Annotated in this window: 14 protein-coding genes; 12 read left to right on the forward strand and 2 right to left on the reverse strand. The window is 33.9% G+C overall.

The window, feature by feature from the left end; translation table 11 throughout:
• The first annotated feature begins 10 nt into the window (after positions 1-10).
• The 8 genes from recG to CLOLE_RS09105 all read left to right on the forward strand — a co-directional run bounded on the left by recG (position 11) and on the right by CLOLE_RS09105 (position 9402).
• Complete coding sequence (gene recG, locus CLOLE_RS09070; RefSeq protein ID WP_013656806.1) at positions 11-2074, forward strand: ATP-dependent DNA helicase RecG; 2064 nt, start codon at positions 11-13, stop codon at positions 2072-2074.
• Between the two features lie 205 nt (positions 2075-2279).
• Entirely contained in the window at positions 2280-2834 is a 555-nt protein-coding gene (gene rsmD, locus CLOLE_RS09075; protein ID WP_013656807.1) for a 16S rRNA (guanine(966)-N(2))-methyltransferase RsmD, read from the forward strand.
• Positions 2827-3315: a pantetheine-phosphate adenylyltransferase gene (coaD, locus tag CLOLE_RS09080; protein WP_013656808.1), complete on the forward strand. Its 489-nt coding sequence runs from the start codon at positions 2827-2829 to the stop codon at positions 3313-3315. The genes rsmD and coaD overlap by 8 nt, the downstream gene beginning before the upstream one ends.
• A gap of 1 nt (position 3316) precedes the next feature.
• Positions 3317-3859, forward strand: coding sequence for an ATP synthase subunit B family protein (locus CLOLE_RS09085; RefSeq protein WP_013656809.1), 543 nt, complete (start codon positions 3317-3319; stop codon positions 3857-3859).
• A gap of 182 nt (positions 3860-4041) precedes the next feature.
• A complete protein-coding gene (locus CLOLE_RS09090) occupies positions 4042-6945 on the forward strand; it encodes an insulinase family protein (protein WP_013656810.1) in 2904 nt (967 codons plus the stop codon).
• Positions 6946-7081: 136 nt separating this feature from the next.
• Positions 7082-7852, forward strand: coding sequence for an SDR family oxidoreductase (locus CLOLE_RS09095; RefSeq protein WP_013656811.1), 771 nt, complete (start codon positions 7082-7084; stop codon positions 7850-7852).
• Positions 7853-7861: 9 nt separating this feature from the next.
• On the forward strand, positions 7862-8422 hold the full coding sequence (locus CLOLE_RS09100; protein ID WP_013656812.1) for a hypothetical protein: 561 nt from the start codon (positions 7862-7864) through the stop codon (positions 8420-8422).
• 11 nt (positions 8423-8433) lie between these two features.
• On the forward strand, positions 8434-9402 hold the full coding sequence (locus tag CLOLE_RS09105) for an RluA family pseudouridine synthase (protein WP_013656813.1): 969 nt from the start codon (positions 8434-8436) through the stop codon (positions 9400-9402).
• An 83-nt stretch (positions 9403-9485) separates the two neighbouring features.
• On the opposite strand, the gene CLOLE_RS09110 is transcribed toward CLOLE_RS09105, so the two are convergent.
• Both CLOLE_RS09110 and CLOLE_RS09115 read right to left on the reverse strand, forming a co-directional pair.
• A complete protein-coding gene (locus CLOLE_RS09110) occupies positions 9486-10070 on the reverse strand; it encodes a hypothetical protein (RefSeq protein ID WP_013656814.1) in 585 nt (194 codons plus the stop codon).
• Complete coding sequence (locus CLOLE_RS09115; protein WP_013656815.1) at positions 10013-10354, reverse strand: hypothetical protein; 342 nt, start codon at positions 10352-10354, stop codon at positions 10013-10015. Before CLOLE_RS09115 ends, CLOLE_RS09110 begins: the two co-directional genes overlap by 58 nt.
• Before the next feature lie 95 nt (positions 10355-10449).
• On the opposite strand from CLOLE_RS09115, the gene CLOLE_RS09120 reads away from it, so the two are divergent.
• The 4 genes from CLOLE_RS09120 (at position 10450) to yhbH (ending at position 15456) form a co-directional block, all read left to right on the forward strand.
• Complete coding sequence (locus CLOLE_RS09120; protein ID WP_013656816.1) at positions 10450-10986, forward strand: Holliday junction resolvase RecU; 537 nt, start codon at positions 10450-10452, stop codon at positions 10984-10986.
• A 48-nt stretch (positions 10987-11034) separates the two neighbouring features.
• A complete protein-coding gene (locus tag CLOLE_RS09125) occupies positions 11035-12255 on the forward strand; it encodes an endoglucanase (RefSeq protein ID WP_013656817.1) in 1221 nt (406 codons plus the stop codon).
• Between the two features lie 75 nt (positions 12256-12330).
• On the forward strand, positions 12331-14253 hold the full coding sequence (locus tag CLOLE_RS09130; protein ID WP_013656818.1) for a PrkA family serine protein kinase: 1923 nt from the start codon (positions 12331-12333) through the stop codon (positions 14251-14253).
• Positions 14254-14262: 9 nt separating this feature from the next.
• Positions 14263-15456 carry a sporulation protein YhbH gene (gene yhbH / locus CLOLE_RS09135; RefSeq protein WP_013656819.1) on the forward strand — a complete coding sequence of 398 codons (1194 nt, stop codon included), beginning with the start codon at positions 14263-14265 and terminating at the stop codon, positions 15454-15456.

Consider the following 15456-nt stretch of genomic DNA (forward strand, 5'->3'; position numbering starts at 1 on the left):
AGGAGGAAGGGTGCTTTTAAGTGATTCCATTAATGAACTTAAAGGGGTAGGAGACAAAGTAGGAGATAAACTTAGAAAATTAGGGATTTATACCTTGAAGGATATGATAGAACACTATCCTAGAGAATATGAGGACCGTAGACAAATTACGCCTCTTGCTGCATGTGAATTAGATGAACCGCAAAATGTGCTGGTAACGGTATGTAGTAAGCCACAAATTGCTAAGAAAGGGAATAAGATTTTAGTCAGTTTTCGAGTGAAAGATGAGACAAGTAGCATTATGGTTACTTTTTTTGGACAAGCTTATATGCGTAACAACTTTGTTATGGGTGAAAAATATTTACTTTATGGGAAAATCAAACATAAGTATGGTCAATTAGAAATGGATTCTCCTGAATATCAAAAGGTAGCTGATCCCTCAAAATTAGGGACAGTAGCTAAAATTACCCCTATTTATCCTACAACGCAGAAGTTATCACAAAAAGTGATTAGGGGTTTAATAGAACACTGTTTAAATGAGGTGCTACCAGAAGTCAAAGATCATCTTCCAGAACGCATTATTAAGCAATATCATCTTGTAAGTAAAGAGGAAGCCTTAAGGGGGATTCACTTTCCAAAGGATTCAGAGCATTTTTTTGAAGCAAGAAAACGCCTTGTATTTGAGGAGCTTTTTATGCTGCAGCTTTCCTTATATCAATTAAAAGCGGACTTTGCCACTAAGCTCATGGGAATTGCTCATGATGTAACATCAGAATTAAAAGCTTTTATGGCTTCTTTACCATTTGAGCTGACTGGTGCACAGAAAAGGGTGATGCGTGAGATTGTAGGCGATATGAAAAGTCCTTATGCAATGAATCGTTTAGTACAAGGAGATGTAGGCTCAGGGAAAACGGTTATTGCAGCCATCAGTTTATTTTTAGTTGTTAAAGATGGCTTCCAAGGTGCACTTATGGCTCCGACTGAGGTATTAGTTGTGCAGCACTATGAATTCATCAAAGGAATTATGGAGCCATTTGGTATACAAGTTGGTCTTTTAACAGGCTCTACCACAGCTAAACAAAAAAGAGAATTGTTAGCGGCTATTAAAACCAATGAAATCCAGATTGTAGTGGGAACCCATGCCTTGATTGAAGATAATGTGGAAATACCAAACCTAGGATTAGTGATTACCGATGAACAACATCGTTTTGGAGTAAGGCAGCGTTTAAAATTAACAGAGAAAGGTCATTTGCCAGATGTAATGGTTATGACAGCTACACCTATTCCTAGGACTTTAGCACTTATTTTATATGGGGATATGGATATCTCCATTATTGATGAGTTGCCACCAGGAAGGCAACCTATTCGTACGAATGCTGTAGATTCAGCTTATCATCCACGGATTTATCGCTTTATAGAAAAGCAAATCGAAGCAGGTAGACAATGTTATATTATTTGTCCTATGGTAGAAGAAAGCGAAAAGACTAGTGAGCTTAAAAATGTAATAGAGTATACAGAGTATTTAAAAACACAGGTGTTTCCTCATATTCCTATAGCTTATTTACATGGTAAGATGAAGCCAAAAGAAAAAAATGAGATTATGGCACAGTTTGCAAGAGCAGAGACTAAAATTCTTGTGTCTACTACCGTTATTGAAGTAGGGGTTAATGTGCCCAATGCAACGATTATCTTAATTGAAAATGCAGAAAGGTTTGGACTTGCTCAACTGCACCAATTACGTGGACGGGTAGGTCGTGGCAAACATCAATCTTATTGCGTTTTAGTAAGTGATTCAAAAAATAAAGTGACGAAAAAAAGGCTCAAAATTATGGAAGAGAGTACAGATGGCTTTGTTATTGCAGAAACGGACCTTAAACTTAGAGGACCAGGAGAATTTTTTGGGACGAAGCAACATGGCCTTCCAGAAATGAAAATTGCCAATCTTTATACGGATGCTAAAGTGCTAGGTGAAGTACAAGGGTGTGTGAAAAATCTATTAGCAATAGATCCAAATTTAGGCGAAACCCAGAATAATCAATTGCTGCAGGAGATTCAAGCAAGGTTAAACGAACAATCATTGCATAATGCTTTATAATTGAAGAGCAATGAAGAATTAAAAGGCAATAAAGAAGTAATAATGAATAGTGAAAAACTAAAAAGCAATTAAGAATGAGCCATTAGAAAGACTAGTGAGAAATTTTGACATAAAAATAATAAGTACTAATCCTGAGAAATGTTTTAATTAACACTTCTCCATTCTTTATTTTTTACTATTATTGCCTTAAAAAGGAGGATACATTGTGAGAGTAATAAGTGGGCGTTGTAGAGGCACACATCTTGAAGCACCAGAGGGGATGAATACAAGACCTACAACAGATAGAATTAAAGAAACTTTATTTAATATGATTGCTTTTGATATACCAGAGTGTGAGTTCTTAGATTTATTTAGTGGCAGCGGTGCCATGGCCATAGAGGCCTTAAGCCGTGGTGGTAAACGAGCTGTTCTTGTAGAAAAAGATACTAAAGCTTTAGCCTGTATCGAACAGAATTTAGAAAAGACGCGTTTAAAGGCCGAAGCTAAAGTAGTGGCGTCTGATGTATTTGAAGCATTAAAAAGATTAGAAGGAGAACAATTTGATATTATCTTTATGGATCCACCGTATGCCTTGGAAAATATACAAACTGTTCTAGAAATATTAGCTAAAAAGAAATTTTTAAAGGAAGACGGCTACATTATTCTCGAAAGAAGTACAAAGACTATTGTAAAGTTACCTCAAAATTTGGTATTATGGAAAGAAAAGCAGTATAAAACAACTACACTTAGTTTTATAAGAAGGGATATGGGCAGTGAATAGAGGGATTTATCCAGGAAGTTTTGATCCAATGACTAATGGACATCTAGATATTATTACAAGAGCAGCTAAAATAGTAGATGAACTCATTGTGGCAGTACTCCTTAATCCTAAAAAAGGGACAGGACTATTATCTGTTGAAGAGCGAATAGCTGTTATGAAGGAAGCGACTAAACATTTAGAAAATGTAAAAATTGATAGCTTTTCAGGTTTATTAGTAGATTTTGCTCATCAAAAACAAGCTAGAGTGATTATTAGGGGACTTCGCAATGGCTCAGATTTTGAGCAAGAGATGAATATGGCACAAATAAATAGTAGCTTATTAAAGGGTCTAGAAACAGTCTTTTTAATGACAGCACCAGAGCATGCTTATATGAGTTCCACTGCTGTAAGAGAAATTGTTTGTTTTGGTGGCGAATATGAAGCTTTTGTACCACCAGCTGTAGCCGATAAGTTAAAAATAAATAAGATGAGGGGTAGATAAAGTGGAAAATGCAAGATGTGGTGAAATCGCACTTTTATTAGACCAACTAGAAGACTTAATTGATGAAGGCAAAACCAGCTTTTTATCTGGAAAGATTTCCATTGATAAGGATGCTATGATTGAGCTAGTAAGAGAGATTAGATTAAAACTGCCTACAGAAGTACAACAATCGGTGTGGATTGTAGAAGAAAGAAATAAAATTCTTTCAGAAGCACAAAAAGAAGCACACCTTATTGTAGAAGAAGCTAGAGAACAAGCACAAGCGATGATTGAAAGAAATGAAATTACTCAGTTCGCAAGAGAGCGTGCAACTTCTATTGTAGAAACTGCAAAAGAGGATGCAAAACAAATTCATAGAGGGTCTATTGAATATGCACAAGATACTTGTCGTGATATGGAACAACATCTCAAAAATACATTAGAAGCTGTTCATGACGAGGTACAAAATTTTGAATCTTATATTACAGATATGCTTCGTCAAGTATATGATAATAGACAAGAACTTAAAGAAATGGGTATTCAATTAGATAAAGAAGCAGAATAATGCGCTTAAAATAAAATGAGAAAAATAGCACCTATGGTGTTATTTTTTTTTGATTTCATCACATAATAATAAAATAAGGATTGATAAGAAGCTACTTTTTATACATAGACAAATGGAAAACAAATGCCTATAATAAAAGTATTGACAATATCAACCAATTACAAGTATTAGGAGGGGAAGCTGTGGCTTATCCAATTAAAGGATATTTATTACAACAATCAGAATATATTAAGGAAATTGATAGCGAGGCAGATATTTATATACATGAAGCAACAAAAGCAAAGGTATTACTTATTGCCAATAAAGATCCACATAAAAGTTTTTGTATAGGTTTTCGTACACCACCCAAGGATAGTACAGGAGTACCACATATTATTGAGCACTCTGTGTTATGTGGTTCTAGAAAATATCCACTCAAAGATCCTTTCGTAGAGCTAGCTAAAGGATCGCTTAATACGTATTTAAATGCAATGACTTATCCAGATAAAACACTTTATCCAATTTCAAGCCAAAATGATAAAGACTTTCAAAATCTTATGGATGTTTATTTAGATGCAGTATTTTTCCCAAATATTTATAAGCAAAAAGAAATTCTTATGCAAGAGGGGTGGCGTTATCACCTAGAGGATGCAAAGGCACCTATTGAGTATAAAGGTGTTGTTTACAATGAGATGAAGGGTGCTTTTTCATCTCCAGAGGAAATTGGATTTAGATTGATTAAAGAAACCCTATTTCCTCATACCACTTATGCACATGAGTCAGGTGGTGCACCTGCACATATTCCAGACTTAAGCTATGAAGCTTTCATAGATTTTCATAAGTCATATTATCATCCATCTAATAGCTATATTTGTTTGTATGGAGACATGGACCCTGAGAAAACATTAGAATATATTGATAAAGAATATTTATCAAAATTCAGTTATCTAGAGATTGATAGTCATATAGCTGAGGAGCTAGCTTTTAAAGAGGTAGTAACTAAGACAGCGTATTACTCTGCAACACCGGATAAAGATAATGGTCTATTTTTATCTTATAACTTTGTAGTAGGAGATGTAGGTAATCGTCAGTTGATGTTAGCCATGTCTATTTTAGAATATGTGCTTTTAGACACACCTGCTTCACCACTTAAAAAGGCACTTATTGCAGAGGGCATTGGAGAAGATGTCTATGGAGCTTTTCAAACTCATTTAAAACAACCAGTGTTTACAATTGTAGGTAAAAATGTAGCAGAGGATAAAAAGCAACGTTTTTATGAGGTCATTCATGAAGTATTAGAAGATTTAGCTAAAAATGGATTACCTGAGCATTTATTAAAAGGTGCCTTACAAGTTAAAGAGTTTGAATTAAGAGAAGGTGATTCTAGCGGTTATTCAAAAGGTTTATTTTATAGTTTAGCAGCTATGAAAAGTTGGATTTATGATGCTTCTCCTTTTGTGTATTTAAAATATGAAGAAGAACTATCAGCCTTAAAAACTAATTTGAAAAATGGGTATTATGAAGAACTCATCAAACAACATATTTTAAACAATAAGCATTGTGCAAAGGTGGAGCTATATCCTAAAGTTGGACTAGAGAAGGAAATAGAAGATGCAGTTACAGAAAAGTTAGCAGCATATAAAGCTAGTCTTAGTGAGAAAGAACTACAAGCTTTAATAGAAGCAACTAAGCACTTTAATGCTTTTCAAATGACGCCAGATGCAGAAGGTGCAGCAGAGTGTATTCCACTCTTACAAAGAGAAGACCTAAGACGTAAAGCAAAATATCCAAAGTATGTCGTTAGAAAAGAACAGGAAACAGATTATGTGGTAACTACAGTATTCACCAATAAAATTGCTTATGTGAATTGGCATATCAGTTTAATAGGTATAGAAGATAAACACATGCCTTATTTGGGGATGATTGTAGGTATGCTAGGTAAGTTAGATACGAAACACTACACCTATGAAGCACTATCTAGTCACATTGATGAGCACATTGGTAGTATGTCTTATCATATTCAAGCATTAAATGATGCCAATCAAAGAGACGGTTATCTACCTACTTTTCTGATTCAGTCGAAAGCTCTTATTAATGAAGTTTCTGAGCAAGTACGTATGATGGGTGAAATATTACAAAACACCTTATTTGATAATGCCGATCGTTTATTAGAAATCATACGTGAGATGAAAGCACTTATGGAATCGGCTATAAGTAGTGAAGGACATCGCATTGCTTATAGTAGATTACTAGCACATCTTTCTAGCACAGAGCTTTTTGAAGAAAAAACAAAGGGTATTACTTTTTATCATTTTGTTTGTGACATTGAGAAAAACTGGTCTAGTGTAAAAGATCAAACCATAAGTGCATTAAAAGAAGCTTATGGTTATTTGGCTAATAAAAAACGTATCACGGTAGGCTTAACAGTTGATGAGGAAGAAGCTTCTCAAATCATTCCTATTATTCAAAATCAGATAGATGACTTACCAGAAGCAAAGATAGAGCCTCTTGTGATGAAATTTGATATAACAGAAGAAAAAGAAGCTATGATTTATCCAAGTAATGTTAACTATGTGGCAATGGGTTATAATTTTAAAGAGCAAGGCTACAATTATCATGGTGGCATGTTGATGTTAAAAACTGTTTTATCAATGGACTATTTATGGAGTAAAGTTCGTGTACAAAATGGTGCCTACGGTTGCTTCTGTGATTTTAGGCGTAGTGGTAATATGTTCTTTGTATCTTATCGTGATCCTAATATTGATCAAACTTTAGAGCTCTACAAAGAAATACCAAGCTATTTAGAAGTACTTCAACTTTCAGACAGGGAGTTATTACAGTATTTAATCGGAACTATTAGTCAAATGGATTTTCCATTTACACCTGCTACCGAGGGAAAAACAGCTCAGACTTACTACTTGATGGGAATCAAAGAGCATCAGCTTCAACAAAGCAGAGATGAACTCTTTGCAACAACTAATGAAACACTTAAGCAATTTGCACCTCTTGTAAAAGAATGCTTAGAAAAAGAATATTATTGCGTATTTGGAAATGCACAAAATGTAGAAAATGCGCAAACTGAATTTAAAGATCAAACAATTGTTTAAGAATCAAAATGCCCTAGAAATAAATCTAGGGCATTTTTGCTGGACAATTTCTAATAGAAAGAGTATACGATAGTTCTTTTATTTGATATAATAAATTCATATGTAAAATTATGAATGAGTCCGAAGGAGGAAGACCATGGCATATTTTGGTAAGGTGGTCATCATTACAGGAAGTGGACAAGGCATAGGACAGTGTATGGCTTTAGCATATGCCAAGAAAAGAGCTATTGTTATTATTGCAGAATCTGATGAAGAAGCAGGAGAAGAAACCAAAAGCTTAATTAAAGCAATAGGTGGAGAATGTTTGTTTATTAAGACTGATATAAAAGAAGAAGCTTCTGTAGAACAAATGGTTAATCAAGTTGTAGAGCGTTATGGGAAAATAGATATTTTGATTAATAATGCAGCAGTACAGACCCAAGGTGAAAATGATACGTTATTTACTAGAAGTGTAGCTACCTTTGAAGAGACTTTACGAGTGAATGTAACAGGAGCATATATTTGTAGTAAATATTGTGCTATGCACATGCCAGAGGGAAGTAGTATTTTAAATATTGTTTCGACAAGAGCATTAATGAGTGAACCTCATACAGAACCTTATACAGCTTCCAAGGGAGCACTCCTTGCATTAACTCATGCATTAGCCAATAGTTTAGCACATCGTGTGCGTGTGAATGCCATTAGTCCAGGCTGGATTAATGTATCAGAATGGAAAAAGAAAAAAGATCGCAAGTTTACAGCACTTACAGAAGAAGATCATATGCAACATTTAGTAGGACGTGTGGGTGTGCCAGAGGATGTAGCAGAAGCTGCATTATTTTTAACAAGTGAGGGTGCAGGTTTTATTACTGGAAGTAATTTTGTGATTGATGGTGGTATGACAGTAAAAATGATTTATGCGGAATAAGGTGATGAAATGATAGTACAAGGGTGTCATTATATAGAAGAACAGAAGAAAAAATATCTGAAGCATACACTAATATGGACTGCGATTGTGGCAGTACTCTTTGGAAGCGGCTTATTTTTAGTAGGAAAGAGAGAAAATTATTTCACAGTTATAGCAGGTGTTTTAGTTTTAGGTATTGCACTTAATTTATCTCGTTATATAGGTTTTAGAAAGTTTAAGGATGGAAAAGAAGTATCAGCTAAGATTTTAGAAGGAATGAAAGGGAGTTACGATTTATTTCATAGTGCGATTATACCAGACGCAAGAGGAACTGCTTTTTTTGAGCATATTGTAGTAACTTCTAGAAGTATGTATTTCATTAGTGAAAGTAGTGAGATGATAAAAAAATACCGTTTGTGTCTCGAAAATAAATTAGCAAGTAAAGGTATACCGATGAAATCTATTCATTTTGTGCATGTAGATAATGAAGTACAAATAAAGAATCTAGCAATAAAAATTGAAAAAGATGCATGTTATACCAATGAGAAATTAGGAGAATATACGAAAGTTATTAATGATTTATTAATGTAAGTGGTGGAAAAATGAGACAGATTACAATTACGCCTTTAGAAGCAAATCAACGTTTAGATAAATTTTTGATGAAATATTTAAATGAATGTCCTAAAAGCTTCATTTATAAAGGAATGAGAACGAAAAAAATTAAATACAATGGGAAGAAACCTCAAGGCAATGAAATCTTACAAGAAGGTGATGAAATAAAAATCTTTTTCACAGAAGAACAATTTAAGACCTTTTCTAGTGAAAAAGAAGTAAAAAAAGTGCCTATTAGCTTTCAAACTGTTTATGAAGATGAACATATACTGATTGTTAATAAACCTATGGGACTACTTACTCAAAAAGATACAGCAACAGGGCATAGTTTGGCTGATGAAGTCTTATCTTATTTAAAAGATAATGGGAGTTATGACCCCAAAACCTCTAAAGGTTTTACACCGGCACCATGTAATCGCCTGGATCGCAATACAGCAGGTATTGTATTAGTAGGTAAACATATTCCAGCGGTTCAAGTACTAGGAGAGATGCTTCAAACGAAGCAAATTTCTAAGTATTATATGAGTATTGTACTAGGTAGAGTAACAGCTCCAATGATTTTAAAAGGTTATCATATAAAGCAGGAAGGTAAAAATGAAGTAAAGATTACAACAGAATATGTAGAAGGTGCTAAGCCTGTAGAAACCCGCATTCTTCCTTTAAAGACCAATGGTAGATATACTTTAGTTGAAGTACAGTTAGTAACAGGGAAAACGCATCAAATTAGAGCCCACCTAAGTAAAATTGGACATCCCATCATTGGAGATCCTAAATATGGTGACCCTATAGAAAATCAATATTTTGCTTCTCAGTACGGCTTAAAGTATCAGATTTTATGTGCATATAAAGTGAAATTTGAACTTTGTAAGGCACCATTTCTGTATTTACAAGATCGTGTATTTACTGTACCAGCACCTGCTATTTATTCACAGATTTGTGCAGGAGAAGCTCTTTTATAATAACAAGTAATGAAGGGAGTAATTTAGGCATGTGCCATAGGTTGCTCCCTTTCTTTTAAAGTAGTTAGGAAAGAACTTGCATTTTATGAACTGAGTAAGGTAGGATTATAAGTAGAAGCAATTTCATATGCGCGGTTCAAGTCATTTTCTAGCAAACAAATGTGTAACGCCTTCTCATAATCGCCATGAGTGAGCAATAGACGTACAGTTTCTTCGTAGGCATGGTCTAAGCTATAATAATACATAGCTAATTCTGTATCAAAAGGTTCTACGCATTTAGCTGCAAAAGAGTAGTGCTTTTTTTCTGCTTCTTCCATACCAATGAGTAAGCAAGTAGATTTAATTAATTCATTTTCTTTTAATTTTTTAGCACATTCAAGAGCAGAATAATAATCATTCAGTTTGATAAAGAGTTCAAATGCGTCTTCATATTGTTTAGTAAAATAAAGGACTAGCGCAAATTCTGCCACTTCTTTTAAACCCTGCTCCTTTTGTAATGGATTTTTGCAACACCTAAAACAATCAATGGCTTTCAATCCATTATAAGCATAGAGGTAAGCATAACCAGCTTCATAAAAGCAGTACTCTTGTTTGTAAAGCTTAGCAGCTTCTAAAGGATTAAAATAACTATAAAAATAAGCTGCTTTTTGATAATCATGAATGTGCAAACAAATAGCAGCACCACGTTCATAATATTTTTTTGGTCTGCTAAAGTAATGGCTCTCCCATACAGACCTTGTTTTTGATAAGCAATAATAAGGTGTTTATAAGCACCAGCTTTTTCAAAGCAAGATGCAGCTTCCGTATATTCTTTAGAGTCTAAATAATAAATCCCTGCTAAGAAGGACAAATTATTTTCAGCTAAGAATTTTGCTTTTTGCAAGGAAGGATAGGAAAAAAATTGAAATCGTGTTTGGCTACATTTCCATAAAAAACGTATGTAGCGTAGCATAGAACCGCCTCCTTAGTAAGAAATAAACAGATGATTGTTAATTAATATAATAATAACCAATATTTTACAAAAAATCAATAAAAGGGGGAGAAAATTTGGGTTATTGGAATACAAGAGGTTTAAGAGGAAATGAATTAGAAGAACAAATTAACTTAACCAATGAATTGTATAGAGAAAAGAATCTAGGGATTATTCAGAAAGTACCAACACCTATTAAGCCAATACGTATCGATCAAGAAAAGAGAACGATTACCCTAGCGTATTTCGAACAAAAAAGTACAGTAGACTATATTGGTGTTGTACAAGGCGTCGCTATTTGTTTTGATGCCAAAGAAACAACGAAAAATTTTTTGCCCATGAGTAATATTCATGACCATCAAGTGCGCTTTATGAGTGATTTTAAAAAGCAGGGTGGTGAAGCTTTTTTAGTTGTCAACTTTAAAAAGTATGAGGAATATTATTTTCTACCTATTGATGACTTAGAACGTCTTTATAAAGAAGCAGAAGAAGGAGGAAGAAAGTCCATTCCTTATGATAAATTTGAGAAAAAATATTTAATTCCTTTAGAAGGCGGTTTATATGTACATTATTTAAAGATACTACAAAGTTATATAGAAGCACGTTATCAATAATGTATAAATAGAGAAATTATTGACAATAATCTATAGGAGGTGAGAGCTATGAAGCACACAATTCCTAAAAGAGTATTGTTAATAGGCCTTGCAGGTATGCTACTTTCATTAAGTGCTTGTAGCAAAAGCGTTCTTTATGATGAACAGACAGTAGGTCTTGAAGCATATGCGCAAAGGCAAGTACCTTTAGAACTTTATGTAGAAGAAGAAATTAAATTAGGTGAGTATGAGCCTGTATCAGGTGTTTACACAGGGGCATATGTTCAAAAAGATGAGAATATAACAGGTGACCTACTAGCTTATGAGAGAATGTTAGGACAGGTTCAAACTTTTAAAGTATTTGAATATAATTTGGAGGAAAACCTCCCTGCACAAGAGCTTTTAAGATGTATGGCACAAAAAAAAGTGCCTTACATTAAGATTGTATTAGATAACAATTATGATTTAACGCCGTTATATCATTTAGTCTATGACTTAAAATCAGCATATGGTATGCCAGTATTTATTGAGCTTTACCCACTTACTACTAGAAATTACGCACCTAGTGAATATAAAAAGATTTATCAAAGAGCTTATGAGATTGTGCATAAGTATGTTAAAAATGCTATTGTAGTATGGAGCACTGATGAATCCAGGGTTTCTGATATGCCACTTTATTATCCAGGAGATAAGTATATCGATTGGGCAGGTATCAATATTTATATACCACGCTATAAGCAAGGTGAACGTTATAGTTATGAAGGAACGAAGCAATTAGATTTTTGGTATAAAAATTTTCAACATGCTAAGCCTATGCTGATATCTTCTTTAGCTATTTCACATTTTTCCAGAGTGGATCATGTTTATACCATTCATGAGACACAAGACCAATTAACGTTATTTTATAAAGAGGTATTGGAAAGTTACCCTAGATTAAGAGGTGTTCTATATATGAATGTGGATATGAACGCCATCAGTAATAACAATAAAGAAGATTACCGTTTGACAACACAACCAGCACTTATTAATACAATGAAAGCCCTTACTTTACCACTGGCTTGTGAAAATACATTACAAATACCGCAAAAGGATAAAGTACCTTGCTATATGAAATATAGTATTATAGGAACTTATTTTGAGGATAAACTTTATATCTCAGAAGAGTACATGGGTACTTGTTTCCCTAAAGTGAATTTAAAAAAGGTAGCAAAAAAACAAGATTTACAAGGAGAGGTTTATTATGCTTTAGATGAATTAAGTAAATACACCGCTTGTTATTATAAGTCATAAAAATTTAGGCATGTATTGTTTCCGTCCACCATATATTTTAAAGAGACCCTTAGCCATTTAAAGGAGTGAAAATATATGGTGGATTTTTCTACGCTCATATTAGAAGACCGTAAAGAAAGGAAAGCAGATAAGTTTAAAGGAACTTTTTTAGATTATTTAAATCTATTAAGGGAGGATACGACATCCTACCAGCTAGCTCATGAAAGGTTATATCATCTATTGACAAAGCCAGGTGTAGAGCATATTAAAACAGAAGAAGATGCTAGGTTAATGCGTATTTATGGAAAAGAAGTTATTAAACGCTATGCCTTTTTTAAAGACGATTTTTTTGGTATTGATCAAACAATCATGAAGATTGTACGTTACTTTTGTTCAGCAGCTATGAAAGGGGAAGAATCAAGGCAAGTCCTTTATTTAGTTGGGCCTGTAGGGGCTGGTAAATCATCCTTGATTGATGCGATTAAACGTTTGTTAGAAGAAAGCCCTCCTATTTATAGCTTACAGGGATGTCCCATGCGAGAGGAACCTTTACATCTTTTGCCTAAACATCTAAGGGGGCAAGTCGAAAAACTACTGAATATTAAAATTGAAGGAGATTTATGCCCTGTTTGTAAGTATCGCCTTATGAATGAATTTAATGGTGAGTATGAAAAATTCCCTGTAGAAGCTATAGACTTTTCTATTCGCTCAAGAAAAGGAATAGGGGTAGTACCTCCAGTAGATCCTAATAACCAAGATACATCAGTACTGGTAGGCTCTATTGATATATCAAAAATGGATTTATATCCTGAAGATGATCCAAGGGTATTATCTCTAAATGGTGCGTTTAATGCAGGTAATCGTGGTATTGTAGAATTTATAGAAGTATTTAAAAATGATGTAGAATATTTACATACGATGATTACAGCAACTCAGGAGAAAAGTATACCGTCTCCGGGTAAGAACGCCATGATTTATTTCGACGGGGTTATTCTAGCTCATTCCAATGAAGCAGAATGGAATAAATTTAAATCAGATCATACCAATGAAGCTATATTAGACCGTATCGTTAAAATTGAAGTACCGTATTGTTTAGAGCTAAGTGAAGAAATCAAGATTTATGATAAGATGCTTAAACGTTCCAATTTTAATTCTCATATCGCACCACATACCTTAGATTTAGCAGGAATGTTTGCTATCCTTTCTAGACTAGCACCATCTGCGAAGGTAGATCCATTAACCAAATTAAAGATTTATAATGGTGAGGAAGTTATTGAAAAGGGAACAACAAAACGTATTGATATCTTGGAATTAAAGGATGAAGCAGAACGAGAAGGTATGTCTGGCATTTCTACACGTTTTATCTTTAAAGCAATCGATACAGCTTTAGCAGAATCTGAATGCCACTGTATTAATCCAATTGGATTAATGGAAGTTTTATTAAGAGAGGTTAAAGAACTGACTATTTCTGATGAATTAAAGAAAAAGTATTTGGGCTTTTTACAAGATACGATCAAGAAAGAATATCATAAAATACTTGAGAAAGAAGTGACAAAAGCCTTTATACATGGTTACAAGGAACAAGCTGAAGATTTATTTAATAATTACTTAGATCATGCCGAAGCTTATGCCAATAAAACAAAGCTAAAGGATCAAAATACAGGAGAAGAGCTGAATCCTGATGAAGAATTTATGCGTTCTATTGAAGAACAATTAGGCATTACTCAAGCAGGTGCTAAAGGATTTAGACAAGATGTGACTTCCTATATGTTCTCTATTGTACGTAATGGCGGAAAAGTGGACTATACCTCCTATGAACCACTTAAAGAAGCTATTGAAAAGAAACTCACCACCTCTGTAAGAGAATTATCTCGTATTATTACACAAAATAAGGTAAGAGATAAAGAACAAAATGTCAAATATGATGCTATGGTAGAAGAAATGAAAGCTAATGGCTATTGTAATCATTGTTGTAATGTGATTCTTAAATATGCTGCTAATAATTTGTGGAAAGATTAGGCGAAGCTTATGACAACCATTTTTAAAGAGTTTCAACCCCATAGCAGAGATCGTAGCGTGGAGGATCGCAGACGACATAGAGAGTTGGTTGAGAAGAGTATTAAAGATAATATAGGAAGTATTATTTCAGATGAAAGTATTATAGGTAAAGCTAAAAATAAGAAAATCAAAATTCCCATTAAAGGTCTTAAAGAATATTATTTTAAACATGGACGTAATCAAAAAGGTGTTATTTCGGGGACAGGCGAAGAAGAAAAAGGCAAAAAAATCCCTAAAAAGGAATATGGAGAAGGCAAGGCAGGAGATGAAGGGGCGGGTAATGATGAAGGAGAAGAAATTTATGAAACAGAGATTACAGTAGAAGAAGCTATTCATTACCTGTTTGAAGATATCAGCCTCCCTTATTTAGAGCATAAACAATTCAATGAAATTGAAACTCAGTATGGCTCAAAGAGAAATGGCGTAAGAGATAAAGGTGCTAGATGCCGATTATCTAAGAAACATACAGTTATTGAAAAAATAAAAAGAGAAAAAAGGCAGCAAAAGACTTATAGCGAAATAGGGCAAAGCTTTAATGCTCAGGATAGAATACCATTTCATCAGGATGACTTAAAATATTTTTACAAGAAACCAAAGCTCAAGAGAGATTCAAACGCGGTAGTTATTTGTATTATGGATACGTCAGGCTCAATGGGGCAAACAAAAAAATATCTTGCACGTAGCTTTTATTTTTTACTATATCAATTTCTTAGTATTAAATATATACATGTGGAAATTGCTTTTGTCGCTCATACCACAGTTGCTAAAGAAGTAAGTGAAGATGATTTTTTCCATAGAGGAGAAAGTGGTGGAACTTATATTAGTAGCGGTTATGAAAAAGCTTTAGAATTGATTGAAGAAAGATATCATCCTTCTAAATGGAATATTTATACTTTTCATTGTAGTGACGGGGATAATTGGGGAGAAGATAATGATAGAGCAGTACAGTTAGCTAACGAGTTATGTGATGTATGCAATTTATTTGGTTATGGCGAAATTAAAACAAGTACGTATACCAGTACCATTATGTCGAGGTATTTAGAGGATGTGAAAAAAGCAAATTTTACAGCTGTCAAGATTACTAGGAAAGAAGAAGTATGGACAGCTTTTGTGGAAATGCTTGCTATTGAATCCAAAGCAAAATTGGCTAAGGGAGGTGAGTAG

Origin of the sequence: Cellulosilyticum lentocellum DSM 5427, from assembly GCF_000178835.2 — a bacterium.
GTDB lineage: Bacteria > Bacillota > Clostridia > Lachnospirales > Cellulosilyticaceae > Cellulosilyticum > Cellulosilyticum lentocellum.

What these genes read in the sequence shown, in the direction of transcription:
- CLOLE_RS09095 (WP_013656811.1), top strand. Translation starts at nt 7,082, where the DNA reads ATGGCATATTTTGGTAAGGTGGTCATCATTACAGGAAGTGGACAAGGC.
- CLOLE_RS09100 (WP_013656812.1), top strand. Translation starts at nt 7,862, where the DNA reads ATGATAGTACAAGGGTGTCATTATATAGAAGAACAGAAGAAAAAATAT.
- CLOLE_RS09105 (WP_013656813.1), top strand. Translation starts at nt 8,434, where the DNA reads ATGAGACAGATTACAATTACGCCTTTAGAAGCAAATCAACGTTTAGAT.
- CLOLE_RS09115 (WP_013656815.1), bottom strand. Translation starts at nt 10,354, where the DNA reads ATGCTACGCTACATACGTTTTTTATGGAAATGTAGCCAAACACGATTT.
- CLOLE_RS09125 (WP_013656817.1), top strand. Translation starts at nt 11,035, where the DNA reads ATGAAGCACACAATTCCTAAAAGAGTATTGTTAATAGGCCTTGCAGGT.
- CLOLE_RS09130 (WP_013656818.1), top strand. Translation starts at nt 12,331, where the DNA reads ATGGTGGATTTTTCTACGCTCATATTAGAAGACCGTAAAGAAAGGAAA.
- yhbH (WP_013656819.1), top strand. Translation starts at nt 14,263, where the DNA reads ATGACAACCATTTTTAAAGAGTTTCAACCCCATAGCAGAGATCGTAGC.